Annotated in this window: 22 protein-coding genes; 13 read left to right on the top strand and 9 right to left on the bottom strand. The window is 66.5% G+C overall.

Going from position 1 to position 24211, the window contains the following annotated elements; genetic code table 11:
- Positions 1-108: 108 nt before the first annotated feature.
- Positions 109-633 carry a DUF6101 family protein gene (locus J2R80_RS42935; RefSeq protein WP_057016649.1) on the bottom strand — a complete coding sequence of 175 codons (525 nt, stop codon included), beginning with the start codon at positions 631-633 and terminating at the stop codon, positions 109-111.
- 274 nt (positions 634-907) lie between these two features.
- Between J2R80_RS42935 and J2R80_RS42930 the strand changes: the two genes are divergently transcribed.
- The 6 genes from J2R80_RS42930 to lpxK all read left to right on the top strand — a co-directional run bounded on the left by J2R80_RS42930 (position 908) and on the right by lpxK (position 6507).
- Positions 908-2296, top strand: a complete 1389-nt coding sequence (locus J2R80_RS42930; protein ID WP_076825581.1) for a TldD/PmbA family protein — start codon at positions 908-910, stop codon at positions 2294-2296.
- Positions 2283-3092: a 3'(2'),5'-bisphosphate nucleotidase CysQ gene (locus J2R80_RS42925; protein ID WP_076825579.1), complete on the top strand. Its 810-nt coding sequence runs from the start codon at positions 2283-2285 to the stop codon at positions 3090-3092. The genes J2R80_RS42930 and J2R80_RS42925 overlap by 14 nt, the downstream gene beginning before the upstream one ends.
- Before the next feature lie 144 nt (positions 3093-3236).
- Positions 3237-3485, top strand: a complete 249-nt coding sequence (locus J2R80_RS42920) for a DUF4170 domain-containing protein (protein WP_016848023.1) — start codon at positions 3237-3239, stop codon at positions 3483-3485.
- A complete protein-coding gene (locus J2R80_RS42915; protein WP_050384219.1) occupies positions 3482-4195 on the top strand; it encodes a lysophospholipid acyltransferase family protein in 714 nt (237 codons plus the stop codon). Before J2R80_RS42920 ends, J2R80_RS42915 begins: the two co-directional genes overlap by 4 nt.
- Positions 4158-5492 carry a 3-deoxy-D-manno-octulosonic acid transferase gene (locus J2R80_RS42910; RefSeq protein ID WP_253588101.1) on the top strand — a complete coding sequence of 445 codons (1335 nt, stop codon included), beginning with the start codon at positions 4158-4160 and terminating at the stop codon, positions 5490-5492. The genes J2R80_RS42915 and J2R80_RS42910 overlap by 38 nt, the downstream gene beginning before the upstream one ends.
- Positions 5485-6507, top strand: a complete 1023-nt coding sequence (gene lpxK, locus J2R80_RS42905; protein ID WP_076825575.1) for a tetraacyldisaccharide 4'-kinase — start codon at positions 5485-5487, stop codon at positions 6505-6507. The genes J2R80_RS42910 and lpxK overlap by 8 nt, the downstream gene beginning before the upstream one ends.
- A 14-nt stretch (positions 6508-6521) precedes the next feature.
- Here the strand turns inward: lpxK and J2R80_RS42900 are convergent, their stop codons facing one another.
- Positions 6522-6749: a DUF2093 domain-containing protein gene (locus J2R80_RS42900; protein WP_016848019.1), complete on the bottom strand. Its 228-nt coding sequence runs from the start codon at positions 6747-6749 to the stop codon at positions 6522-6524.
- A 219-nt stretch (positions 6750-6968) separates the two neighbouring features.
- Between J2R80_RS42900 and J2R80_RS42895 the strand changes: the two genes are divergently transcribed.
- Positions 6969-7766 carry a dienelactone hydrolase family protein gene (locus J2R80_RS42895; protein ID WP_371852100.1) on the top strand — a complete coding sequence of 266 codons (798 nt, stop codon included), beginning with the start codon at positions 6969-6971 and terminating at the stop codon, positions 7764-7766.
- A 16-nt stretch (positions 7767-7782) separates the two neighbouring features.
- On the opposite strand, the gene xseA is transcribed toward J2R80_RS42895, so the two are convergent.
- On the bottom strand, positions 7783-9405 hold the full coding sequence (gene xseA / locus J2R80_RS42890; RefSeq protein ID WP_076825572.1) for an exodeoxyribonuclease VII large subunit: 1623 nt from the start codon (positions 9403-9405) through the stop codon (positions 7783-7785).
- A gap of 165 nt (positions 9406-9570) precedes the next feature.
- Here xseA and purD point away from each other — a divergent pair, with 165 nt between their 5' ends.
- Together purD and J2R80_RS42880 are read left to right on the top strand one after the other, a co-directional pair.
- The gene (purD, locus tag J2R80_RS42885) at positions 9571-10848 is read left to right on the top strand and encodes a phosphoribosylamine--glycine ligase (protein ID WP_057016645.1); all 1278 of its coding nucleotides are present in this window, start codon (positions 9571-9573) and stop codon (positions 10846-10848) included.
- Between the two features lie 46 nt (positions 10849-10894).
- Positions 10895-12220, top strand: coding sequence for an adenylate/guanylate cyclase domain-containing protein (locus J2R80_RS42880; RefSeq protein WP_076825570.1), 1326 nt, complete (start codon positions 10895-10897; stop codon positions 12218-12220).
- A 135-nt stretch (positions 12221-12355) separates the two neighbouring features.
- Here J2R80_RS42880 and J2R80_RS42875 read toward each other — a convergent pair whose 3' ends face one another.
- Positions 12356-13588: an acyl-CoA dehydrogenase family protein gene (locus tag J2R80_RS42875; protein WP_038388024.1), complete on the bottom strand. Its 1233-nt coding sequence runs from the start codon at positions 13586-13588 to the stop codon at positions 12356-12358.
- 122 nt (positions 13589-13710) lie between these two features.
- Here J2R80_RS42875 and J2R80_RS42870 point away from each other — a divergent pair, with 122 nt between their 5' ends.
- Complete coding sequence (locus J2R80_RS42870; RefSeq protein WP_076825569.1) at positions 13711-14616, top strand: alpha/beta fold hydrolase; 906 nt, start codon at positions 13711-13713, stop codon at positions 14614-14616.
- Between the two features lie 205 nt (positions 14617-14821).
- On the opposite strand, the gene J2R80_RS42865 is transcribed toward J2R80_RS42870, so the two are convergent.
- A complete protein-coding gene (locus J2R80_RS42865) occupies positions 14822-15268 on the bottom strand; it encodes a nucleoside deaminase (protein WP_225163883.1) in 447 nt (148 codons plus the stop codon).
- A gap of 140 nt (positions 15269-15408) precedes the next feature.
- On the opposite strand from J2R80_RS42865, the gene J2R80_RS42860 reads away from it, so the two are divergent.
- Both J2R80_RS42860 and rsmD read left to right on the top strand, forming a co-directional pair.
- Positions 15409-17451: a pseudouridine synthase gene (locus J2R80_RS42860; RefSeq protein ID WP_076825567.1), complete on the top strand. Its 2043-nt coding sequence runs from the start codon at positions 15409-15411 to the stop codon at positions 17449-17451.
- 6 nt (positions 17452-17457) lie between these two features.
- Positions 17458-18012, top strand: coding sequence for a 16S rRNA (guanine(966)-N(2))-methyltransferase RsmD (gene rsmD / locus J2R80_RS42855; RefSeq protein ID WP_076825565.1), 555 nt, complete (start codon positions 17458-17460; stop codon positions 18010-18012).
- 38 nt (positions 18013-18050) lie between these two features.
- Here rsmD and J2R80_RS42850 read toward each other — a convergent pair whose 3' ends face one another.
- Both J2R80_RS42850 and mutL read right to left on the bottom strand, forming a co-directional pair.
- The gene (locus tag J2R80_RS42850) at positions 18051-19226 is read right to left on the bottom strand and encodes an IS481 family transposase (RefSeq protein ID WP_057015551.1); all 1176 of its coding nucleotides are present in this window, start codon (positions 19224-19226) and stop codon (positions 18051-18053) included.
- A 123-nt stretch (positions 19227-19349) separates the two neighbouring features.
- Positions 19350-21167, bottom strand: coding sequence for a DNA mismatch repair endonuclease MutL (mutL, locus tag J2R80_RS42845; RefSeq protein WP_076825563.1), 1818 nt, complete (start codon positions 21165-21167; stop codon positions 19350-19352).
- Between the two features lie 233 nt (positions 21168-21400).
- Here mutL and J2R80_RS42840 point away from each other — a divergent pair, with 233 nt between their 5' ends.
- Entirely contained in the window at positions 21401-21721 is a 321-nt protein-coding gene (locus J2R80_RS42840; RefSeq protein WP_016848007.1) for a ribbon-helix-helix domain-containing protein, read from the top strand.
- 307 nt (positions 21722-22028) lie between these two features.
- Here J2R80_RS42840 and J2R80_RS42835 read toward each other — a convergent pair whose 3' ends face one another.
- Entirely contained in the window at positions 22029-23597 is a 1569-nt protein-coding gene (locus tag J2R80_RS42835) for a GMC family oxidoreductase (protein WP_253640920.1), read from the bottom strand.
- 17 nt (positions 23598-23614) lie between these two features.
- The gene (locus J2R80_RS42830) at positions 23615-24163 is read right to left on the bottom strand and encodes a Twin-arginine translocation pathway signal (RefSeq protein WP_076825559.1); all 549 of its coding nucleotides are present in this window, start codon (positions 24161-24163) and stop codon (positions 23615-23617) included.
- Between the last annotated feature and the right edge of the window lie 48 nt (positions 24164-24211).

The following is a 24211-nucleotide window of genomic DNA, read 5'->3' as shown; positions in this document are numbered from 1 at the left end:
GCGACGCTGGAACGACGAGTCCCGTCAACGACATCTGCTGCGGCGTATGGGTCCCGGCCTTCGCCGGGACGACACCGATTGTGAGGCAAATGGAGCGAGACGGTCAGATTAATCCCGCGCGATGATCTCGCGTTCGCCGCGATGTATGCTGGTGCCGTTGAGGCTGACACCGGCGCGGCGGCGGACCAGGAATTTGGGTCTCCGCGCGCGGATCGCGTTGCGGCGACGGCGGCGCGGCGAGGGCGTCCGCGGCGCCGGCTCGGTCAGTTGCGGGAGACGGAAGATGTCGCTCCACATCTGCCAGGCGGAGCTGATCTCCTCGGCGTCAGAACTGGAGCCGAGCGGAACGCTGAGCGCGGGATCGCGGTGAACCAGCACCAGCATCTGCGCGTCGTCGATGCCGCGCACCGCGACGCCGAGAAAGTCGCTGACGCGAACATTGACCGCCATCCGCATGCCGAGAACGGCACGGCGCAGCACGACGTGTTCGCGATGAAGCTCGACCTGCCGCATGCCGCCATCCGCGCGCGCGTCCTGCGCGTGGAAGCTGAGCGGAAGGGAAAGTGGGTCGAGCCGCAACGCGCAGCTCGACCCGGCGGAATTGATTCCGCTTGTTGGTGTTTGACGCCTCAAAGCTCTGTCTCCCCGCCGGGATTTTGTTCCCGGTCGTTGGGTGAGAGCCTAGCCGAGCGATGTCCGTTCCCCCTTAAAAAGCCTGGTTAACCCCTCCTCACCTCGTGCCATGATTGACAAGAGGTTGGCCCGCATGATTGACGAAGCCTTGCCCCGATCACTCAAATCTTTGTTGCCTGCCGGCGCAAAGTGCTTGAAATCCCTGTGAAACCGGCACATCTGGTGGGTCTGTCGACCTCGTTCCGGGCCCCCCTCAATCCGCAGGAATTCGTTCGTGAACTCTTCACCATCTGCATCGCGACACGGCGATAGCTCCGATCTGTTCGACCAATCGGGCCTGAGCGACCTTGCGCAGCGCCTGGTCGATGCCGCCAGGCGCGCGGGCGCCGATGCGGCCGATGCCATCGCGGTGCGCGGCGTCTCGCAGGGCGTCGAGGTGCGCGACGGCCGCGTCGAGGAAACCGAGCGCTCCGAAGGCGATGACGTCGGCCTGCGGGTGTTCGTCGGCCACCGCCAGGCGGTGGTGTCGACCAATGACGTCAGCGGCGACGGGGTCGCCAAGCTTGCCGAGCGTGCCGTCGCGATGGCGCGCGTGGCGCCGGACGACAAATATGTCGGTCTCGCCGATCCGGCGCTCCACGCCCACGATTTCCCCGACCTCGATCTGCTCGATCGCAAGGTTCCGAGCACGGCCGAACTCGAGCAGCGCGCGATCGAAGCGGAGGCCGCGGCGCTCGCGGTCAAGGGTGTCACCAAGTCCGGCGGCGCGTCGGTCTCGACCGGGATCGGCGGCATGGTGCTGGTGACGTCGACCGGCTTCCACGGTTCTTATCTGCGCTCCAGCCACGGCATCTCGACGACGGCGATTTCCGGTGAGGGCACCGGCATGGAGCGCGACTACGATTTCACCAGCGCGCCGCATGCCTCCGATCTCGATTCACCTGCTTCCGTTGGCCGCAAGGCCGGCGAGCGCGCGGTGGCGCGGGGCAATCCGCGCAAGGTCGAGACCTGCAAGGTGCCGGTGGTGTTCGATCCGCGGGTCGCCGGCTCGATCGTCGGCCATCTCGTCGGCGCCATCAACGGCGCCTCGATCGCGCGCAAGACCAGCTTCCTGAAGGACAAGCTCGGCGAGCAACTGTTCTCGAAAGATATCCGCATCATCGACGATCCGTTGCGGGTGCGCGGCCTGCGCTCGCAGACCTTCGACGCCGAGGGCGTCAGGGTGAAGAAGACCGCGCTGATCGATGCGGGCGTGCTCACCACCTGGGTGATGGATTCGGCGACCGCGCGAGAGCTCGGGCTTGTTACGACCGGTCATGCGCATCGCGGCGTGTCGTCCTCGCCGTCTCCCGGAACGTATAATCTGCATCTCGAGCCGGGTGCGGTGACGCCGAAGGAGCTGATCTCCGACATCAAGCAGGGCTTCTATGTCACCGACCTGATCGGCTCCGGCGTCAACGGCGTGACCGGCGATTACAGCCGCGGCGCGTCCGGCTTCTGGATCGAGAACGGCGAGATCACCTATCCGGTCAGCGAAGTGACCATCGCCGGCCATCTGCTGCCGATGTTCAAGTCGCTGGTCGCCGCCAACGATCTGGAATTCCGCTACGGCGTCAATTCGCCGACGCTGCGCATCGAGGGCCTGACGCTTGGCGGACGCTGATACGGACGACTGGACCAAGGCGCGCGATGCCGCCTTGCTGACCAGATCGGTGCAGGAAGCGGGCCGGCTCGCATCGTCACTGTTCCGCACCGAATTGAAGAACTGGATCAAGGGCGCGTCCTCGCCGGTCTCCGAGGCCGACATCGCGGTCAACGACCTGTTGGAGCAGCAGCTGCGTTCGGCAACGCCCGGCTATGGCTGGCTGTCGGAAGAGAGCGCCGACAACGACACCCGCCTCGGCAGGCGCTTCACCTGGATCGTCGATCCGATCGACGGCACCCGCGCCTATCTCGCCGGCCGCGAGGACTGGTGCGTCAGTGTGGCGCTGGTTGAAAATGCATCTCCGGTGCTCGCGGCGGTGTATGCGCCGGTCAGCGAGGAATTCTTCTTCGCCGCCCGTGGACAGGGCGCCACCCTGAACGACGGCGCGGTGCATGCAACCGCAGGCACCGATTTCAACTTTCCGCGGATGGCGGGACCGAAGCCGCTGGTGCAGCGGCTCAGCCCGACGCCGGACGAGATCACGCTCTATCCGCGCATCGGATCGCTGGCGCTGCGGTTGTGCCGTGTAGCACAAGGTCGACTTGACGCGGCCTTTGCGGGCGGGCAAAGCCGCGACTGGGATCTTGTCGCCGCGAATTTGATCGTGCAGGAAGCGGGTGGTAAGATGACCGCGCTCTCGGGGGACGCGATTGAGTACAATCGCCGGGAGGTGACGCATGGGGTGCTGGTGGCAGCAGGACGCGAACGTCATGCACGCATTGTCGAGCATTTTCGCAGCCGTCCTTTGCCGTGAGGCCTCGCCGATCCACGCCGCTTTCCGATTGTGACGACCAGACCTGTTGCGACAGCCTTGTGACGACTAGCCTTGTGACGACCAGACCTGTGACGACCACGACTTCATTTGTTTGCCGGGCATCTCGTTAGGAAAAGCACCATCATGTCAGACAATGCCCAGCCCCAGCTGCTTCACCTCGTGATCGGCGGCGAGTTGACCGATCTCGAGCACAACACCTTCAAGAATCTGGACGAAGTCGAGATCGTCGGCGTCTACCCGAACTATGCGACCGCCTATGCGGCCTGGAAGGCGAAGGCGCAGCAGACCGTGGACAACGCCCAGATGCGCTACTTCGTCGTTCACCTCCACCGGTTGCTCGATCCTGAGCAGGACACAAAGCATTCCCATTGAAACGACTTTTTCGCGATCTGCTGCGCAGCGGCTTCGTGCAGCGCGCGCTGGGTGTGCTTGCGGCCGAGTATCTGCGGCTGGTGTGGTACACCAACCGCTTCAGCTACCAGCCGCATGACGTGTACGGGATCGTCGAGCCCCTGATGCCGGCGATCTTCGTGTTCTGGCACGGCCAGCACTTCATGACGCCGTTCATCAAGACCAAGGAGAGCTACCGTGCCAAGGTCCTGATCTCCCGCCACCGCGACGGCGAGTTCAACGCCCTCGCGGTGGAGCGGCTCGGCATCGGCACCATCAGAGGTTCCGGCGATCATTCCGGCGCGTTCCATCGCAAGGGCGGCGTCGGCGCCTTCCTGGAGATGGTTCGGGCGCTGGAAGACGGCTGCAACATGGCCACCACCGCCGACGTGCCGAAGCGGGCGCGGGTGGCGGGCCTCGGGGCCATTATGCTGGCGCGGGAGACCGGCCGGCCGATCATCCCCTTTGCGATGGTCACCAGCCGATTCATCCGGTTGAAAAACTGGGATTCGACCACCATCAATTTGCCATTCGGGCGCGGCGCAGTGGTAGGTATTGAGCCGGTCTATGTGCCGCCGGATGCCGACGCCGCGACGATGGAAAAGCTTCGGCAGCACGTGGAGGAACTTCTCAACGAAGCGACCCGACGTGCCTATGCAGCGGTCGGGCGGCCGGAGGCAGCGCTTGGCTAGCTCGCTACCGATGACGTTGCGTGTGTACCGCAAGCTGTCGTCCGCGATGGTGCCGCTCGCGCCTGCCCTGATCAAGCGGCGGCTCAAGCTCGGCAAGGAAGATCCCGAACGTGTCGGCGAGCGGCGCGGCGTGAGCGCCGATACCAGGCCGCAGGGCCCGCTGGTATGGATTCACGGCGCCAGCGTCGGCGAGGTGCTGGCAGCGGCCGGCCTGATCGAGCGGCTGCGCGCGCTCAATTTGCGCATCCTGCTCACCTCGGGCACGGTGACCTCGGCCGCGATCGTCGCCAAGCGCTTCCCGCCCGACGTCATCCATCAATACGTGCCGTACGACTCGCCGCGTTATGTGACGCGCTTCCTCGATCACTGGCATCCGTCGCTGGCGCTGTTCATCGAATCCGATTTGTGGCCGAATCTGATCCTGTCGAGCGCCGCGCGGCGGCTGCCGATGGTGCTGATCAATGGGCGAATGTCGCAGCGCTCTTTCCCGCGCTGGCGCCGGGTCTCCAACACCATCGGCGCGTTGCTCGGCCGGTTCGACATCTGCCTCGCGCAGTCGAACACCGACGCCGAACGCTTTGTCGCGCTCGGCAGCCACAACGTCGTCGTCACCGGCAACCTCAAGCTCGACGTCGCGGCGCCGCCGGCCGATCCGGCCAAGCTGGAGCGGTTGATGTCGGTGACCCGCGGCCGCGCCATCGTGGTTGCGGCGTCGACCCATCCCGGCGAGGAAGAGATCCTGATCGAGGCGCACAAGTCGCTCGCGGGATTCTTCCCCGGCCTGCTCACAGTCATCGTGCCGCGGCATGCCGCGCGCGGCGAGGCGGTGGCGCGGCTGGTGACGGAGGCCGGCCTGCGCCCCGGCCTGCGCTCGCATGAGGATCTGCCGGTCGCGACAACAGATATCTACGTCGCCGATACGATGGGCGAGCTCGGCCTGTTCTATCGCCTCGCGCCGATCGTGTTCATGGGCGGCTCGCTGGTTGCGCATGGCGGCCAGAATCCGATCGAGGCGATCAAGCTTGGCGCGGCGATCGTGCACGGCCCGCACGTGTTCAACTTCACCGATGTCTATGAGGCGCTCGATCGCGCCGGCGGCGCGCGCCGCGCCGATGATCGGGAAGCGCTGGTCAAGCAGCTCGGCCAGTTCCTTGCGGATTCCACAGCCCGCGACACTTCGCTGGCGGCCTCCGAGCGCGTCGTCGAACAGCTCGGTGGCGCGCTGGAGCGCACGGTGACCGCTCTCGAGCCCTATCTGTTGCAGTTGCGGCTCGAGATGGGAGCCGCCAATGCGTGAGCCGGCCTTCTGGCACCGGCCGTCGTCTTGCCTATCGCAACTGCTCCAACCGCTCGCCGCGCTTTACGGCGCGGTCGCCGCACGGCGGATGCGGCAATCCGGCGTCGATGCCGGCATTCCCGTGGTGTGCGTCGGCAATTACCATGTCGGCGGCGCCGGCAAGACGCCGACGGTGCTGGCGCTGGCAAGATTGCTGCGTGAGCTCGACGAGCGGCCGGTGGTGCTCAGCCGCGGCTATGGCGGCAGGCTCGCTGGCCCGGTCAAGGTCGATCGCGACAGCCACACGGCGGCCGATGTCGGCGACGAGCCGCTGATGATGGCGACGAGCTTGCCGGTCGTGGTGTCGCGCGACCGTGCCGCGGGCCTGGCGCTGGCGCGCGCGCAGGATGCCAGCGTGATCCTGATGGATGACGGCTTCCAGAATCCGAGCGTGCTCAAGGATGTCTGCCTGATCGTGATCGACGGCACGCGCGGCGTCGGCAACGGCCGTGTGATTCCTGCGGGACCGCTGCGCGCGCCGCTGGTGCCGCAGCTGCAACGGACCGACGCGCTGATCGTGGTCGGCGAGGGGAGCGCGGCGCAAAGGATTGCGGCCGATCTCGCGTCCCGCGGCAAGCCGGTGCTGTCGGCGCATCTGAAGCCGGAGCAGGCTTCGCTGGCGGCGCTGAACGGAACACGTGCGCTCGCCTTTGCCGGCATCGGCGATCCCGCGCGCTTCTTCAACACGTTGCGCTCAAGCGGCGTCGACGTCGTGCGCAGCAAGGCTTTCGCCGATCATCACGCCTTCACGAAGGAGGAGATCGAAGCGCTCGTTGCCGACGCGCGTCGCGAGGGACTGACGCTGGTGACGACGGAAAAGGATCTCGCGCGGTTGCGTGGTCCGGACGGGATGCCGGCATGGGCACAGGCGATCGTGCCGTTTGCGGTGACGCTGCAATTCGATGATGGCGACGCGCTGCGGCGCCTGGTGGCCGATCAGCTGTTCAGGGCGCGGGACAGGAGACGCTCCAAATGAACCCGGCCTTGAGCCTAGGCCTGCGGCTTGAGGACGCCAGGATGGTGGCGCTGCAGCACGGCGGTCGGGGTGGCGTAGGCTTCTTGCAGATCGACGCTCCAGTACTTCAGCTCGTCGAGCGGAATCCGGACGTCGGTGATGGCACAACGCACAAAGGTGCCGGGCGAGATCACGCGGAAATCGCCGTCGAGATATTGCACCTGCGCTTCGCCATGGCCCGAGGGACCGAACTTGTTCAGCACGATTGAGCTCTCCGCCTTGCCTCCAATGAGGCCATCTGGATGTCGATGAAACCGTCTATCACAGATAGGGTGTCATGTCCGCCCGTTAAACCACCGACTTGTGATGATTTGGCGGCGGAGGCGCATGGTAGCCTTGTAGGTGTGGTCCGCTGTGTTTGCAGCGCCATAACGAGCCGGCCGGATCGGATGCGCCTCACGTCAGTTTTCATGTGCCTCGCCATGCTTGCCGTGCCGGCCGCGGCCGCGGCGCCGCTCCCGGACCCGCATCAGGTCGAGATCCCCGAAGGCAACGTCACGCTGCACGCGCAGCTCTACCGGCCCGATGGCGACGGCCCGTTCCCGACCGTCATCGCGCTGCATGGCTGCGGCGGTCTCGCCGGCCGGTCCGAGCCGGTGCTGCCGCGCTATCGCGACTGGGCCGAGCAATTGCTGACGACCGGCCATGCGGTGCTGCTGCCGGACAGCTACGGCTCGCGCGAGCTTGGTCCGCAGTGTCGCATCAAAGAGCATCAGGTCCAGACCCGCCGTGCGCGGGTCGCCGACATCAACGCGGCGCGGCAGTGGCTGGTGCAGCAGAAATGGGTGGCGAAGCGCCGCATCAGCCTGATCGGCTGGGGCAACGGCGCCGCCGCCCTGCTGTGGGCGGTGCGGCCGCAGGTGTGGTCGCGCAACGTCGAGCCGGATTTTCGCTCGGCGGTCGCGTTCTATCCGGATTGCCGCGCCTCGTTCGGCCTCGGCTGGAGCGCGCGGGTGCCGACGCTGGTGCTGATCGGCGCGCGCGACGACGTGACATCGTCATCGGCCTGCCACCAGATGGTCGACGGCGCCCGCGGCCGCAGCGCGCTGGCGCGGATCGTGGTCTATCCCGAGGCCTATCACGACTTCGACCGGCCCAACCTGCCGCTGCACGCGGTCGCGGCCTCCGATGCCGAGATCGCCGAGCGCGGTCACGTCGGCACCGATACCGGCGCGCGCAAGGATGCGCAAAAGCAAGTCGCCGAGTGGCTGTCGCGCTAAGACAGCTGTTGCCGGGCTAGAACAGACTACCCTGATCGACCGGCTTGGTGACGCGCTTCGGCGCTGCCGGTTTCGCCTCGCGCGGCTGAGGCTTCGGCTGGCTCTCGGGCGCCACCGTCGCCGGGGGCTGATCGGCGTTCGCGGTGGCGGCGACGCGGCCATCGGCGAATTCGATCGACAGGCCGGCGTTCGGGCCGACCGCCGCGGCGGAGTGCAGGGCGTGGCCGTGCGCGTCGCGCACCAGCGCGAAGCCGCGCGCCAGCACGCCGCGATAGGACAGCGCCGACAACAGCTGGCCGCTATGGGCGACGCGCGCCTCGAGCCGCTGCATCGTCGTCACCAATGCGCGGCGGGCGCGCTCGGCCAGGCGGTGGGTGCGCTCGAGGTCGCGGGCGATGGCGTTGCGCTGGGCCTTGGCGTTGGCGAGCTTCGAGGCCTTGAGCCGGATCTCGAGCCCGCTGAAGCGCTCGCGGCGGCGATGCAGCAGCGCGCGCGCCGATAGCGTGATGCGCTCGCCGGATGCGGTGAGCCGCTGCCGCGCATGCGCGATCTGGCCGCGCAGCACGCCGATGGTGAGGCGCGAACTGCTGGCGGCAAAGCGGCGGAAATGCGCGTGCGTATTGGCCTTCAGCCCGCGCGGCAAACCTGCTGCGAGATGATCGAGCCGTTGCCGCGGGATCGCCAGCAGTTCGTGCGCCGCCGGCAGCGCCCGCGCCGCGGCGCGCAGCTCGTTGCGGCGCGCCTCCTGGGCACGCTGCCAGCACACCATGGTGCGGCGGGCGAGCGCCGCGACCTCGACGAACAGCTCGCTGCGCACCGGCACCGCCATCTCGGCGGCGGCGGTCGGCGTCGGCGCGCGCTTGTCGGCGACGAAGTCGATCAGCGTGATGTCGGTCTCATGGCCCACCGCCGAGATCAGCGGGATATGGCTCTCCGCCGCGGCGCGGACCACGATCTCCTCGTTGAACGACCAGAGGTCCTCCAGCGAGCCGCCGCCGCGCGCGACGATCAAGAGATCGGGCCGTGGAATCTTGCCGCCCTCCGGCAGCGCGTTGAAACCGCGGATCGCGGCCGCCACCTGTTCGGCCGAGCCGTCGCCCTGCACCTTGACCGGCCAGACCAGCACGCGGCGGGGAAAGCGGTCCTCCAGCCGGTGCAGGATGTCGCGGATCACAGCGCCGGTCGGCGAGGTGACGACGCCGATCACCTCGGGCAGCCAGGGCAAAAGCTGCTTGCGGGCCTCGTCGAACAGGCCCTCGGCCGCGAGCTTCTTCTTGCGCTCCTCCATCAGCGCCATCAGCGCGCCGACGCCGGCAGGCTCCAGCGAATCGATGACGATCTGGTACTTCGAGGAGTTCGGATAGGTGGTCAGCTTGCCGGTGGCGATGACCTCGAGGCCCTCCTGCGGCTTGAAGCGCATCCGGGCATGGGCGAACTTCCAGATCACCGCCTCGATCTTGGCGCTCTCGTCCTTCAGGGCGAAATAGCAGTGGCCGGAGGAATGCGGGCCGCGAAAGCCCGAAATCTCGCCGCGGACACGGACATGGCCGAAGCGGTCCTCCACCGTCCGCTTCAGGGCCGAAGAGAGTTCCGAGACGGTGAATTCGGGCGCGTTGACGAGATTCGGAGCAGCGGTCATCTGATCTATAGAATCGGGGTTTTCGACCCCGTGTGCAAGGTCCGGACGCCGCGTTTCAGGCGTCGAATCACATATCCACATCTGATCGAACCGCGTGTTGCCGCGGTTCGGGAGCGTGCTAAACCGGACGAAATGGCGTTACAACCCCTCTGATCGGCGACACAGATGAACATCCTCCTGCTCGGTTCCGGTGGCCGCGAACATGCGCTGGCGTGGAAGATCGCCGCATCCCCGCTGGTCACGAAACTCTGGTGCGCGCCGGGCAATGCCGGGATCGCGCGCGAGGCCGAATGCGTTGCGCTCGATGTCACCGACCATGCCGCGGTGATCGAGTTCTGCCGGGGCAATGCGGTCGATCTGGTGGTGGTCGGACCGGAGACGCCGCTCGCCGCCGGGATCGTCGACGACCTCGCCGCTGAAGGCATCAAGGCGTTCGGACCGAGCCGGCAGGCCGCCCAGCTCGAGGGCTCCAAGGGCTTCACCAAGGACCTGTGCAGCGAGTTCGACATTCCGACCGGTGCCTATCGCCGCTTCGACAATGCGAAGGACGCGGTGGCCTATGTCCGTGCCCAGGGCGCGCCGATCGTGGTCAAGGCCGACGGGCTTGCGGCCGGCAAGGGCGTCGTGGTGGCGCAGACGCTGCCCGAGGCCGAGGCCGCGATTGCGATGATGTTCGAGGGCGCGTTCGGCTCGGCCGGCGCCGAGGTCGTGATCGAGGAGTTCTTGTCGGGCCGCGAGATCAGCTTCTTCGCGCTGTGCGACGGCGAGACCGCAATTCCGCTGGCGTCGGCGCAGGACCACAAGCGGGTGTTCGATCACGACAAGGGGCCGAACACCGGCGGCATGGGCGCCTATTCGCCGACGCCGTTCGTGACGCCTGAGGTGCACGACCAGATCATGGCGCGGATCATCCTGCCGACGGTTGCCGGGATGAAGAGCCGCGGCACGCCGTTCAAGGGAGTGCTCTATGCCGGCGTGATGCTGACCGCGCAGGGCCCAAAACTGTTCGAGTACAATGTCCGCTTCGGCGATCCCGAGTGCCAGGTGCTGATGCTGCGGATGATGTCGGACATCGTGCCGGCGCTGCTCGCCTCGATCGACGGGCAATTGAAGAACTTCGATCTGCGCTGGTATCCGGACCCGGCGCTGACGGTGGTGATGGCGGCGAAGGGCTATCCCGGCGACTACATCAAGGGCACGCGGATCGATGGCCTCGACGCCGCCGCCAAGGTCGAGGGCGTCGAGATCTTCCACGCCGGCACGGTGGCGAAGGATGGCGCAATCATCGCCAATGGCGGCCGGGTGCTGAACGTCTGCGCGATGGGCAAGACGGTCACCGAGGCGCGCGACCGCGCCTATCAGGCGATCGATCGCATCAAATGGCCGGACGGCTTCTGCCGCCGCGACATCGCCTGGCAGGCGGTCGAGGCGGAGAAGGGTTGATCGATCCGGCCTCAGCGGCGACAATGGCGCGCCCCGGGGCCTTCGAATGACCGATTTCAGACCGCCCGAGACGCACTACGCGCAAAGCGCCGACGCGAGCATCGCCTATCAGGTGATGGGCGATGGTCCTGTCGACATCATCCTTGTCCCCGGCCTGTTCTCGCACATCGAGTTCATGCACGAGATGCCCGGCTACACCGCCGTGCTGCGCCGCCTGTCGCGCTTCGCCCGGGTCGTGACCTTCGACAAGCGCGGACAGGGATTGTCGGATCGGATGACCGGCGCGCCCTCCCTCGAGCAGCGCATGGACGACGTCCGGGCCATCATGGATGCCATCGGCTCCGCGAAGGCGGTGTTGTTCGGCTTCTCCGAGGGCTGTCCGATGAGTGTGCTGTTTGCAGCGACCTATCCGGACCGCGTTTCGCATCTCGTTCTGCTCGGCAGTTTTGCCCGCTCGAAGGATCGCCTGCCGGATGACGTGTGGCAGCTGCGCTGCGATGAGATCGTGCAGAGCTGGGGTTCTGGCGATACGGTCAAGACTGTCGCGCCGAGCCAGGCAACGAATGCGGAAGTGATCGCGCAGATCGCGAAATTCGAGCGGCTGTCGAGCAGTCCGGGAGCGTTGCGGACGCTGCTCGTTCTCAATCGCGCGATCGACGTCACGGCGATCCTGCCGATGCTCCAGACTCCGACGCTTGTCCTGCATCGGACCGGCGATGCCCGCGTTCCTGTGGCGCTCGGCCGTGCCGTCGCGCGCTCGATCCCCGGCGCGAAATACGTGGAATATCCGGGCGGCGATCACTACTATTGGGTCGGCGAGACCGACGCGATGCTCGGCGATATCGAGGAATTCGTTACCGGCCATCGCGATGGTGGTGATGCCGAGCTCGACCGTGTGCTTGCGACCGTGCTGTTTACCGATATCGTCGATTCGACCCGCAGCGCCGCCGCGATGGGTGATCATCGTTGGCGACGTCTGCTCGACGATCACGATCAACTCGCGCAGCAGGTGGTCGGCCGCCATCGCGGCCATCTGGTGAAGAGCACCGGCGACGGCATTCTGGCGACCTTCGACGGTCCCGGCCGCGCCGTACGCTGTGCGCTGGCGTTCGGCTCGGCCGCGCGGCAGATCGGCCTGCCGGTACGAGCGGGCCTGCACACCGGCGAGATCGAGGTGAGGGGGGCGGATATCGGCGGCATAACGGTCCACGCCGCGGCGCGCGTGATGTCGCAGTGCGGCTCGAACGAGGTGCTGGTGTCACGCGTGGTGACCGATCTGGTCGCGGGCGCCGGGTTGAAATTCGCCGAGCGCGGCGCGTTCGAGCTGAAGGGACTGCCCGGGACATGGGAGCTGTTTGTGGCGAGCGGCTAGGTTCGGCCCCACGCCGTCATTCCGGACGACGCGCATCGCGCGTCGATCCGGAATCTCGATGTTGTGGACACCTTCTCACCTCATCTCGAGATTCCGGGTTCGGCGCGTTGCGCCGCCCCGGAATGACGAAGTGGGCTAAAGCAAATCCCCGCCCGCCGCTGACGCTGTGGTGCCGTGCTCGCGGAACGCCTTGATGACGTTCTTGCCGATCTTCCACTTGTGCACCTCGTCGGGGCCGTCGACCAGCCGCTGCGAGCGCACCTGGGTGTACCACTTCGCCAGCGGCGTATCCTGGCTGAAGCCGAGCGCGCCGTGCAGCTGGATCGCGGTATCGATCACCTTGTGCACCATGTGGGCGTGGAAGATCTTGGCGATCGAGTTCTCCTGGCGGATGTCGAGGCCCTTCTCGGCCTTGTAGGCGATGTGCAGCAGCATCAGCCGGCCGATATAGAGCTCGCTCGCGCAGTCGGCGAGCATGAACTGCACCGCCTGGCGGTCGGCCAGCAACTGGCCGAAGGTCGAGCGTTTGGTGACATGGGCGGCCGCCATGTCGAGCGCGCGCTGCGCCTTGGCGACGTTGTGCATGCCGTGGCGCAGCCGGCCGTAGGCGAGGCGGTGCTGGCCCATGTTGAAGCCGTTGCCCTCGCCGCCGAGCAGGTTGTCGGCCGGCACCTTCAGATCCTTGATCTCGATCTCGGAGTGGCCGCCGTGGATCACGTCGTCATGCGGACCCTCGATCGCCATGTTGGCGACGTTGCGCTTGATGCGGTAGCCGGGGTTGGGCAGCTCGACGATGAAGGTCGAATATTGCTTGTGGCGCGGCGCGTTCGGATCGGTCTTCGCCATGACCAGCGCGAGGTCGGCGACGCTCGCCGACGAGGAGAACCATTTCTCGCCGTTGAGGATGTAGTTCTCGTTGCCGTCCTTCACCGCCGTGGTCTGCATGCCGGTGGCATCGGCGCCGGCGGCCTTCTCGGTCATCGAGAAGCAGATGCGCTTCTCGCCGTTCAGCAGGGGCTTGAGGAATTTTTCCTTCTGGTACTCGGTGCCATGCGCCAGGATCGTCATCATCGAGGCGTCGTCCGGCCCCTGCGTGTTCATCGAGAGCGCGCCGAGCATGCTCTCGCCGAGCTCCATCTGCACCAGGGCGTTGGCGAGCGGGCCGAGGCCCATACCGCCATACTCCTTCGGCACGAAGGGGCACCACAGGCCCTGCGCGCGGGCCTTCTTCCGCAGCGGTCCCAGCACCTCGGCAAGCGGCTTGGTGTCGAGTTCCTTTTCCGCCGGAATGCATTCGTCGTGGACGAATTTGCGAACCTTCTCGCGGATCGCCTTGGCTTCGGCGGGAATTTCGAAGTCGATCGACATGGCACTTCCTCGTTTCATGTTGTTGTTGGCAGGACTTGAGGATGGCATAAACCTCGCCAAAGCGAGCGGCAACGCCGAACAAAGTTTGAAGCAGCGCGGCCGCCCCAGGGAAGGAGCTACCGATGCCTGATCTCGCTGATCTTTTTCCCGGCTATGCGTCCGAGTGGATCAACACCTCGCAGGGCCGCATCTTCGCCCGCGTCGGCGGCAAGGGCCCGCCATTGCTGCTGCTGCACGGCTTCTCCTCGACGCATGTGATGTGGCACACGGTGGCGCCGAAACTCGACGACAGGTTCACGCTGATCATCGCCGACCTGCCGGGCTACGGCTGGTCCGACATGCCCGACAGCGACAAGGACCATACGCCCTACACCAAGCGGGCCTGGGCGAAGACCATGGTCGAGGTGATGGAGCAACTCGGGCACGTGCATTTCGCGCTCGCCGGCCACGACCGCGGCGGCCGGGTGTCGTACCGGCTCGCGCTCGATCATCCCGGCCGGCTGTCGAAGCTTGCGGTGCTCGATATCGCGCCGACCTATGATTACTGGCAGAAGCTCAATCGCCTGTCGGCGCTGAAGATCTACCACTGGGCGTTCCTGGCGCAGCCCTATCCGCTGCCGGAGACGCTGATCTCCAACAATGGCGAATTCTTCCTCAAGGAGAAGATGGCGAGCCAGACCAGGAGCAAGACGCTGGAGGCGATCGATCCGCGCGCGCTCGAGCACTACCTCGCGCCATTCCGTGATCCCGCGCGCATCCACGCGATGTGCGAGGACTATCGCGCTGGCGCCTATGCCGACTACGAGATCGACAAGGCCGATGTCGACGCCGGCAAGAAGATCACGATCCCGATGCTGGCGCTGTGGGGCGATGCCGGGGTTGCCAGCGCGGCAACAACGCCGCTCGACACCTGGAAGACCTGGGCCACCAATGTCAGCGGCGCGCCGGTGGCGTCGGGGCATTTCCTGCCCGAGGAAGCTCCGGACGCGACCGCGAAGCTGCTGCGGGAGTTTTTCGTGGCGGGATGACTCCGTTCGCGCGCCGTCATCCCCGCGCAAAGGCTTCGCCTTTGTCGCTGGAGGTGGGAGCCTCGCTCCGCTCGCACCTCAGGATGACGGGATCAACAGCTGAGAGCTTCGTAGCCCGGATGGAGCGGAGCGAAATCCGGGATCGTCTCCGCGGAGATATCCCCCGGATTCATCCGGGCTGCAGGTCGCCCGCGCTACGAATTCCTCAGCGACGCTCCCTGAAGAACTCGCGCAGCAGGCGCGCGGACTCGGTCTCGCCGACCGCGCCATAGACCTCCGGCACATGGTGGCAGGTCGGCTGCGCGAAGAACCGGACGCCTGACTCGACCGCGCCGCCCTTGGGGTCGGCGGCGCCGTAATAGAGCCGGCGGATGCGGGCAAAGGAGATCGCGCCGGCGCACATCGTGCAGGGCTCCAGCGTCACGTAGAGGTCGCAATCGACCAGCCGCTCGGTGCCGATGGCCTCGGCGGCCTGCCGGATCGCCAGGATCTCCGCATGGGCCGTCGGATCGTGGTCGGTCAGGGTGCGGTTGCCGGCGGTGGCGATCACCTCGTAGCCCCGCACGATCACGCATCCGATCGGAACCTCGCCAGCTTTTCCGGCACTTTCGGCGGTTTTTAGCGCCAAATCCATGAAAGAAGGGGCAGACATGCCTCGTATCATCGGAAGAAACCTGCTAGTAGCGTCGCCTTCAGCAGAAGTGGATGCCGGTTTTGCGCCAGTCGCGCCCAGATGGCGCGCGTATCGCCGGTTGCCCTGCGCCCCAATTGAACCTCCAGGCGAGAACATTCATGCCCCGCGACAGCGACAAAAACAACGATTCCCCGCGCGGCCGGCGGGACCGGGGGGCGCCCGGGAAGGGGCGGCCCAGTGGTTCCCGCGGATCGGACAAGCCGTTCGGCAAGCGCAGCTTCGGCGGCAAAGGTGGTGATCGCGACAAGCGCTCTTTCGGCGACAAGGGCGAGGGCCGCTCGTTCCGCCGCCGTGAGGACGGCGATGCGCCGCGCCGCGATTACGGCGACCGGCCGCGCTTCAAGCGCGACGACCGTGGCGGCGAGGGGGGCGGAAAGCGCCCGTTCAAGCCGCGCGGCGAGCGCCGCGACTTTGATGCGGGCGATCGTCCGCAGCGCGGTGGCGCGCGCTCGGAGGGCCGCTCATCCGACCGCAAGTTCGGTGAAAAGCGGTCCTATGGCGATCGCGAGAAGCGCCCCTACACGCCGCGTGGCGACCGCGACGGCGAGAAGCGGAGCTTTGCGCCGCGCGGCGATCGCGCCGAGCGCAAATTCGACGACAGGAAGTTTTCGCGCGGCGATCGTGACAAGCGCTCGTTCGGGGACAAGGGCGAAGGCCGCCCGTTCCGCCGCCGCGAGGATGGCGACGCACCGCGCCGCGATTTCGGCGATCGGCCGCGCTTCAAGCGCGACCGCGACTTCGAGGGCCGCGACCGCGGCGACGAGAAGCCCTGGCAAAAGCGGGATCGCAAACCGCGCGACGACCGCGGCGGCGACGAGCGCCCGCGCTTTTCGCGGTCGCGCGACGATCGCGGTGGCGGCGAACGTCCGCGGTTCTCGAAGTCACGCGACGACCGCGAGCAGGGTGATCGTCCGAAGTTCGGCCGGCCGCGCTGGGATCGTCATGATGAAGATGGTGGCCGCGACAATCGCCGGCGTGAGCGGCCCGAAGGCCGCACCGACTGGCAGGAGCACCCGCGCAGCGAAGGCCGCTTCTCCGACCGGCCGCGCCGCGACAATGAGGACGACAGCAAGGTCTTTGCGAAGCGCCCGGCCTTCGGCGGCCGCGGTGCCTATCGCGAACGCGCCACCGACGACCGGCGCGAGCGTCCCGAGCCGAAGCCGAAGAAGACAGGCGAACGCATCGCCAAGGTATTGGCGCGCGCCGGTCTTGCCTCGCGCCGCGATGCCGAGGAGATCGTCACGCAAGGGCGCGTCACCGTCAACGGACGCGTGATCAACTCGCCGGCGCTCGATATCACCGACAACGATGTCGTGGCCGTCGACGGCAAGCCGTTGCCGCCGCGCGAGCGGACGCGGCTGTTCATGTATCACAAGCCGCGCGGGCTGATGACGACGCATGCCGATCCCGAGGGGCGGCCGACCGTGTTCGACAATCTGCCCGAGGGCCTGCCGCGGCTGATCTCGATCGGCCGGCTGGATTTCAACACCGAGGGCCTGTTGCTGCTGACCAATGACGGCGGCCTGGCGCGGACGCTGGAGCATCCCGACACCGGATGGCTGCGCCGTTACCGCGTGCGCGCGCATGGCGAGGTGACGCAGGGCCAGCTCGACCAGCTCAAGGGCGGCGTCGAGGTCGACGGCGTCAAATACGGGCCGATCGACGCGACATTGGAACGCGACCAGAGCGCCAATGTGTGGGTGGTGTTCGCGATCCGCGAAGGCAAGAACCGCGAGGTGCGCAACGTGATGGCGCATCTCGGGCTCGAGGTGAACCGCCTGATCCGGATCTCCTACGGCCCGTTCCAGCTCGGCGAGCTCGAGGAGGGCAAGGTCGAGGAGGTCAAGACGCGGGTGCTGCGCGAGCAGCTCGGCGAGAAGATCGCCAAGATCGCGGGTGCCGACTTCACGCGGCCGGAGCAGCGTGACGCAGCCGACGGCGACGATGCGCCGGCCAGAAAGCCGAAGCCCAGCAAGCGCGAAACCATCAACGATCGCAAGGGCCGCCGCGTGCTGGTGCAGCGCACCGGCAGCGAGGAAGCGCGTGCCCGCAATGAAGACGAGGCCAACGGCTACGGCCCGCCGCGCCGTCCCAAGCGCGGCTATCACGGCAAGCGCGATCTCAAGCCGCGGGACGAGTAACGGTCGATGCGCGTCGTCGGGGGCAGGCTGAAGGGCCGCAATCTCGCTTCGCCTGCGGGCCGCGAGATTCGTCCGACCGCGGACCGCCTGCGCGAGTCCGTGTTCAACATTCTGATCCACGCCTACGACAATCCGGTTGAGGACGCGCGCGTGCTCGATCTGTTTGCCGGCACCGGCGCGCTCGGCATCGAGGCCGTCTCGCGCGGCGCCAGGTTCACGCTGTTCGTCGACAATGGCGCCGAGGCGCGCGCGCTGCTGCGCAACAATGTCGAGTCGCTCGGCCTCGGCGGCACGACCAAGGTCTATCGCCGCGATGCCACCGATCTTGGACCGGCGCATCCGGTCGAGCCGTTCTCGCTGGTGTTTCTCGATCCGCCCTATGGCAAGGGGCTGGCCGACAAGGCGCTCGCCTCGCTGCGCGACGGCGGCTGGCTGACGCCGGGCGCGCTGCTCGTGGTGGAGGAGGCCAAGGCCGCGGCGTTCGCGGCGCCCGAGGGCTTCGAGGAGCTCGAGCGGCGCGCGTATGACGACACGGAGTTCGTGTTTCTTCGCAAGGCGTAATATTGCCGCTTGTTGTGCTGTCATCACCCGCGCATTGTTTAGTCCGGGGACATGGCTGACACCTGTTCGGACACATCACTGACAGGTTGGCGGTTGGTCAAGTCGATTGATGCGACCTGCCAGCTGGCGAAGAAGACGCCGTAATGGCCGTCGCGATCCAGCGGCCTGATGGCAAGCCGTTCGCGCGCGAAGGCCTGTGGAACCTTCCAGAAGCGTCCCTTGAAGGAGATGTAGGGCCTCGTCGATGAGACCCTGCGCACGGTCTCGCCGCTGTCGTACTCGATTTTCGGGACGCGGGCCGGCATAGCGCGGGCACTGGGTCGGAAGCGATCGGCGGGAACGTGCATATCAAGGCCTTGGTGAGGGCGCTGCAGATTGTAGATCGGCCGCCAGGCATCCAAGGCACGCTGGACTTCCGGTAGGGTGCGGAAGCGGCGCATCGCAAAGACCTCGGCCTTCAGGGTGCGATGGAAGCGTTCGTTCTTGCCGCGGGCCTGCGGGTGGCAAGGCCTGGCATGCACCACCCTGACGCCAAGCTTGAGCAGCCAGACCTTCAATCCGGTCCAGCGAATGCCGGACGTATCGCCCCATGGTGAGCCGTTGTCGGTGTAGAAGGCCTCCGGCAAACCATAGCAGCGGAACGTCGTCGTCAAGTGATCCTGCACGGTGAAACGCTGCTCGTCGGCGCAGGCCTTCAGGCACAGGACATAGCGCGAGTGATCGTCGACGATCGTTAGCGGATGACACCGCGTTCCGTCGGCGAGCGGCAGGTGGCCCTTGAAGTCCATCTGCCACAGTAGATTGGGAGCTTCCTTCTCGAAGCGGTGCCCTGGATTTGGCGGCGCGTTCTCGCTCGGCTTGACGCGGCCGTTCCGGCACAGGATCCGGTGCACCGTCGAGGGCACAGGCACCGTCTTGCCGTCCCGCTTCAGGCAGTGGGCGATCTTGCGCGCGCCCCAGACCGGATGCTTGTCGCGCACCGCAAGCACCTGCTCCTCGATGGCAGCCTCACTGCGCTTGGGCATCGCATGCGGACGCCGGGAGCGGTCAGCCAGTTCCCGATCACCAGCCTGCCAGCGCCGCAGCCATTTGTAGCCAACGTCAGGGCTGATGTTGAACCGTTGACACAGCTCGCGCCGGTTGGCGCCTTCCTGCAATGCCAGCCGCACGAACTCGTGGCGCTGATCCATTACTGACACCTCACTCCACGGCATGGACGGCCTCCCGAATCGGACCAATCCAGCCAATGTTGATGTGTCAGCTATGTCTCCGAACACCCGTCAGTGATCTGTCCGGGCTAAACATCAAGCCGGGCGATGACACCGGAGTATGCGGTCTTATCTTCGCCCGAACAGCTTCTCGATATCGCTCAGCTTCAATTCGACATAGGTCGGGCGGCCGTGGTTGCACTGGCCGGAGTTCGGCGTGTCTTCCATCTCGCGGAGCAGTGCGTTCATCTCTTCCGGCTTGAGGCGGCGGCCGGCGCGGACCGAGCCGTGGCAGGCCATCGTGGCGGCGACGTGCATCAGCCGGCGCTCCAGCGGCAGCGCCTCGTCCCACTCGGCCATGTGCTCGGCAAGGTCGCGCAAGAGACCGGCCGCATTGGCCTTGCCGAGCAGCGAGGGCGTTTCGCGCACCGCGACCGCGCCGGGGCCGAAGGATTCGATCGCGAGCCCGAACGACGCCAGCTCCTCGGCGCGGTCGAGCAGCTTCTCGACGGTCGCCTCATCGAGCTCGACGATCTCGGGGATCAAGAGGATCTGCCGCTGCACGCCGTTCTTCGCCAGCGAGGCCTTCAGCTTCTCATAGACGATGCGCTCATGCGCCGCGTGCTGGTCGACCACGATGAGGCCGTCGCGGGTCTGCGAGACGATGTAGGTCTCGTGGATCTGGGTGCGCGCGGCGCCGAGCGGCCGGTCGAGCAGGTCTGGCGCGGGCGCGGCTTCGAAGCGCACATCGGCGGTCGGCGCGCCGACGTCGAAGGCGGCCTGTCCGGGCTCGGCGAAGGCGGGCGCCGCCGCACCGTCGAACGCGCGCAGCGGACCAGCCGGATAGGACGGCGAGCCGCGCCAGTCCCAATTGCTCGGGCGCGGCGGCGTGAAGGCGGGGCGGAAGGCCGAGAGCGCGGCGCTGTCGGCGGTATTGGCCGCGGTGCGCCTGCCTTCGCGCGCGAGGCCTTCCTTCAGGGCGTGCACGATGAGCGCGCGGACCAGGCCGGCGTTGCGGAAGCGCACCTCGGTCTTGGCCGGATGCACATTGGCGTCGACCTCTTGCGGGTCGCAGGTCACGAACAGCGCCACGACGGGATGGCGGTCGCGCGGCAGGTAGTCGGAATAGGCCGCGCGCACGGCGCCGAGGATCAGCTTGTCGCGCACCGGGCGGCCGTTGACGAACAGATATTGCCCGAGCGCATTGGCGCGGGTCAGCGACGGCGCGGCGGCAAAGCCTTCGACCACGACGCCCTCGCGCCCGGCGCGCACCTCGATCGCACTGGCACGAAAATCCGCACCCAGGATGTCGCCGAGCCGGGTCAGCCGGCCGGCCGCGCCGGGCAGCGCTGCGGCCCAGGTGACCGGCGCGCGCTCTTCGCCGGCCAGCGTGAAGGCGATGTCCGGGCGCGCCATGCCGAGGCGGCGCACCACCTCGCGGATCGCCTCCGCCTCGGTGCGGTCGGTCTTGAGGAATTTCAGCCGCGCCGGCGTTGCGTAGAAGAGTTCGTTGACCTCGACGCGGGTGCCCTGGCCGAGCGCGGCCGGCATGACCTCCGACTTCTCGCCGCCTTCGACCGACAGCGACCAGGCATGCGGCTCGCTGGCATGACGCGTCGTGATGCCGAGCTTTGCGACCGCCCCGATCGAGGGCAGCGCCTCGCCGCGGAAGCCGAGCGTGCGGATGCGCAGCAGGTCTTCGTCGTCGAGCTTGGAGGTGGCGTGACGGTCGACCGCAAGCGCGAGGTCGGCGCGGGTCATGCCGCCGCCATCGTCGGTGATACCGATCCGGCGCCGCCCGCCGCCATCGGTGAAAACGTCGATCCGGCTGGCTCCGGCGTCGATCGCGTTCTCGACCAGTTCCTTGACCACGCTCGCGGGGCGTTCGACCACTTCGCCGGCGGCGATGCGGTTGACGAGCTGTTCGGGAAGCTGGCGGACAGGCATGGATTGGACGTTCGGAGGAGCGATTCGAGGCTGGCCGTTACTATAAGTCGCCGCGCCGGCAAATGCATGGGACCGATCTGGCGGCCGCAAGCAGGTTGGGGATGATTCCGGCCTATCGCCTTGAAGACGCTTGGCTTCGGCGGCCGGCGCGTCACGCCCTACGTCCCGATTGTGGGGCCGCGCGCACAGGTATATCGTTTAGAAAAATTATAAGTTCTCGCCGGAGGAACGCCATGTGCCATCTTTTCGCGCATCAGCCGCAACGCGACTATGAATCGCAGACCCGATCGTTGCGGATCGACGGCCATTGCACCTCGATCCGGCTGGAAATGTCGTTCTGGGACACGCTGGAGGAGATCGCGGCCAAGGAAGGCATGACGCTGGCCAAGTTCCTCACCACCCTGCACAACGAGGTGCTCGATCATCACGGCGAGGTGAACAATTTCGCGTCGCTGCTGCGCTGCTCCTGCCTGATCTACCGCGCCAAGGCCAATGCTCCGGCGGTGGTCCCGGACTATCGCGGGGCGGCGGCGATCATGGATGCGGCGGAATAGATTTCGCACCGGTCCATCACGCAAAGAAGAAAGCGGCCTTGTCCAGTTGGGCAAGGCCGCTTCAGTGAGAGGGGAATTGTATTTTCTTGCTAAAGCGCAGTGGCGACCACGACGGCGCTGCGCTCCCTCGCCCCGTTCTTACGGGGAGAGGGTTGGGGTGAGGGGCCGTCTCCGCGTATCCGGTGACAGCTGCGTTTGCGGAGACTCCCCCTCACCCGGAACGCATCTAACGATGCGCTCCGACCTCTCCCCGCGCGCGGGGCGAGGTGAGGCGGAATCCGCGACTCGGTTCGAATGGTCGTCTGGTCTAGATCTCCTTGCGCTGCATCGCGCCGGCGATGTGGTCGGCCTGGCGGATCGCCAGCGACACGATCGTCAGCGTCGGGTTGCACGCTGCGCCTGACGTGAACTGGCTGCCGTCGGAAACGAACAGGTTCTTGATGTCGTGGGTCTGGCCGAACTTGTTGACCACGCCGTCGCGCGGCTTCTCGCTCATCCGGTTGGTGCCCATGTTGTGGGTCGAGGGATAGGGCGGCGTCGGATAGGTGACGATGGCACCGACCGCCTCATAGACCGCGGAGCCCTGCTTGTAGGCATGGTCGCGCATCGCGACGTCGTTCGGATGATCGTCGAAATGCACGCTGGCGACCGGCATGCCGAACTTGTCCTTGATCTTCGGATCCAGCGTGATGCGGTTGGTCTCCTGCGGCATGTCCTCGCCGACCAGCCACATGCCGGCCATCCGCGGATAGCCCTCGATCGCGCTGGTGAAGCTGCGTCCCCAGGCGCCGGGATTGAGGAACGCGGCCATGAAGGGCAGGCCGAGCGACAGCGTCTCCATCTCGTAGCCGCCGACGAAGCCGCGCTTCGGATCGTTCTTGGCCTCGTCGCGGATAATGCCGGCCATCGTGGTGCCGCGATACATGTGCACCGATTTCTCGAAGCCCGCATACACGCTGCCGGTCATGTGCCGCATGTAGTTGCGGCCGACCTGGCCGGATGAATTGGCGAGCCCGTCCGGGAACATGCTGGAGGCGCTGTTGAGCAGCAGCCGCGGGCTCTCGATCGAGTTGCCGGCGACGGCGACGACGCGGGCCTTCTGGCGCTGCATCGCGCCCGTCGCATCGGCGTAGACCACGCCGGTGACCTTGCCGGACTGGTCGTGCTCGATCTTGATCACCATGCTGCCGGGGCGCACTTCGAGATTGCCGGTGGCTTCGCCCTTCGGGATCTCGGTGTAGAGCGTCGACCATTTGGCGCCCGACTTGCAGCCCTGGAAGCAGAAGCCGATCTGCTGGCAGGAGCCGCGGCCGTCGCGCGGCTCGCTGTTGATCGCCATCCGCCCGGTGTGCACCTCCTTGTAGCCGAGCTTCCTCGCGCCGGCTTCCATCACCTTGAAGTTATTGTTGCCGGGCAGCCCTGGGATGCCGTTGGTGCGGGTGACGCCCATCTTGTCCTCGGCCTTGGCGTACCACGGCTCCATCTCGGCGAGCGTGATCGGCCAGTCGATCAGGTTGGCGCCGGGAATGGTGCCATAGGCCGACTTGATCTTGAACTCGTGCTCGTCGAAGCGCAGCGAGGCGCCCGCCCAGTGCGTGGTCGAGCCGCCGACCGCCTTCACGATCCAGGCCGGCAGGCCCGGAAAGTCCTGGTGGACGCGCCAGCTGCCCGAGGTCGAGCGCGCGTCGGACCAGGCGAGCTGGGTAAAACTGTCCCATTCATCGCTGATGAAGTCCTGGTTCTCGATGCGCGGGCCGGCCTCGAGGATCACGACCTTGACGCCCTTCTGCGCCAGTTCATTGCCGAGCGTTCCGCCGCCGGCACCGGAGCCGACGATCACCACAACGCCACTGTCATTCAGATCGAATTTTGCCATTGTTTCCTCCCGACCCGTTAGACCTTCGGCAGCCAGTCGATATCGGCGAAGCCGCGCTTGATGTAGCCGCCATGCTCGGCTGAGGAGCCCTCGTAGCCGAACCGCGGCCACACCTCCTTGTTGTTGTAGATGGAGACGATGAGATCGCCGCGGATCTTCTGGAAGAACGCGCTTTGCTCGATCTGTTGCAGCAGCGCGACGCGATCGTTTTCCCAGGCGACCTGGACATAAGGCATCTTGTGGCGGTCGTTGGCCGCCTGATCGAGCCTCGTGACGCCGTCATTGATCAGCGACTTGACCGCCGGATCCTTCGCGGCCTTCTCGTCATACGGCTTGACCGCTGCTATGTAGTAGCTGTCGCCGAGGAAATCGTGCGGATAGATGTCGCGCGCCATCTTGAGCAGCGTCTTCATCGTGGCCGGCGTCAGCGTCGTGGCGCCTTCGGCCCACGCATCGGTGATGCCGAGCCCCGTCGAGGTCGCAATCGCGACTGCGGGTGCGGTCACGGCCGCGCCTTTGAGAAAGACACGCCGGTCATATTTGCTGCGTCGATCGATTTCTCTCATGGGTTCCTCCGTCAATTTTTATTTGTGCAATTGCCTTGTTGTCTGAGC

Source organism: Bradyrhizobium sp. USDA 4541, from assembly GCF_024171085.1.
In the GTDB taxonomy this organism is placed as follows: domain Bacteria; phylum Pseudomonadota; class Alphaproteobacteria; order Rhizobiales; family Xanthobacteraceae; genus Bradyrhizobium; species Bradyrhizobium australafricanum.
The sequence above is the reverse complement of the archived record's forward strand: the minus strand, read 5'-3'. Positions and strand labels throughout refer to the sequence as shown.

What these genes read in the sequence shown, in the direction of transcription:
- J2R80_RS42830 (WP_076825559.1), bottom strand. Translation starts at nt 24,163, where the DNA reads ATGAGAGAAATCGATCGACGCAGCAAATATGACCGGCGTGTCTTTCTC.
- lpxK (WP_076825575.1), top strand. Translation starts at nt 5,485, where the DNA reads ATGCGTGAGCCGGCCTTCTGGCACCGGCCGTCGTCTTGCCTATCGCAA.
- J2R80_RS42840 (WP_016848007.1), top strand. Translation starts at nt 21,401, where the DNA reads ATGTGCCATCTTTTCGCGCATCAGCCGCAACGCGACTATGAATCGCAG.
- J2R80_RS42835 (WP_253640920.1), bottom strand. Translation starts at nt 23,597, where the DNA reads ATGGCAAAATTCGATCTGAATGACAGTGGCGTTGTGGTGATCGTCGGC.
- rsmD (WP_076825565.1), top strand. Translation starts at nt 17,458, where the DNA reads ATGCGCGTCGTCGGGGGCAGGCTGAAGGGCCGCAATCTCGCTTCGCCT.
- J2R80_RS42865 (WP_225163883.1), bottom strand. Translation starts at nt 15,268, where the DNA reads ATGTCTGCCCCTTCTTTCATGGATTTGGCGCTAAAAACCGCCGAAAGT.
- purD (WP_057016645.1), top strand. Translation starts at nt 9,571, where the DNA reads ATGAACATCCTCCTGCTCGGTTCCGGTGGCCGCGAACATGCGCTGGCG.
- J2R80_RS42870 (WP_076825569.1), top strand. Translation starts at nt 13,711, where the DNA reads ATGCCTGATCTCGCTGATCTTTTTCCCGGCTATGCGTCCGAGTGGATC.
- J2R80_RS42920 (WP_016848023.1), top strand. Translation starts at nt 3,237, where the DNA reads ATGTCAGACAATGCCCAGCCCCAGCTGCTTCACCTCGTGATCGGCGGC.
- J2R80_RS42875 (WP_038388024.1), bottom strand. Translation starts at nt 13,588, where the DNA reads ATGTCGATCGACTTCGAAATTCCCGCCGAAGCCAAGGCGATCCGCGAG.
- xseA (WP_076825572.1), bottom strand. Translation starts at nt 9,405, where the DNA reads ATGACCGCTGCTCCGAATCTCGTCAACGCGCCCGAATTCACCGTCTCG.
- J2R80_RS42895 (WP_371852100.1), top strand. Translation starts at nt 6,969, where the DNA reads ATGCTTGCCGTGCCGGCCGCGGCCGCGGCGCCGCTCCCGGACCCGCAT.
- mutL (WP_076825563.1), bottom strand. Translation starts at nt 21,167, where the DNA reads ATGCCTGTCCGCCAGCTTCCCGAACAGCTCGTCAACCGCATCGCCGCC.
- J2R80_RS42880 (WP_076825570.1), top strand. Translation starts at nt 10,895, where the DNA reads ATGACCGATTTCAGACCGCCCGAGACGCACTACGCGCAAAGCGCCGAC.
- J2R80_RS42850 (WP_057015551.1), bottom strand. Translation starts at nt 19,226, where the DNA reads ATGCCGTGGAGTGAGGTGTCAGTAATGGATCAGCGCCACGAGTTCGTG.
- J2R80_RS42910 (WP_253588101.1), top strand. Translation starts at nt 4,158, where the DNA reads ATGCAGCGGTCGGGCGGCCGGAGGCAGCGCTTGGCTAGCTCGCTACCG.
- J2R80_RS42860 (WP_076825567.1), top strand. Translation starts at nt 15,409, where the DNA reads ATGCCCCGCGACAGCGACAAAAACAACGATTCCCCGCGCGGCCGGCGG.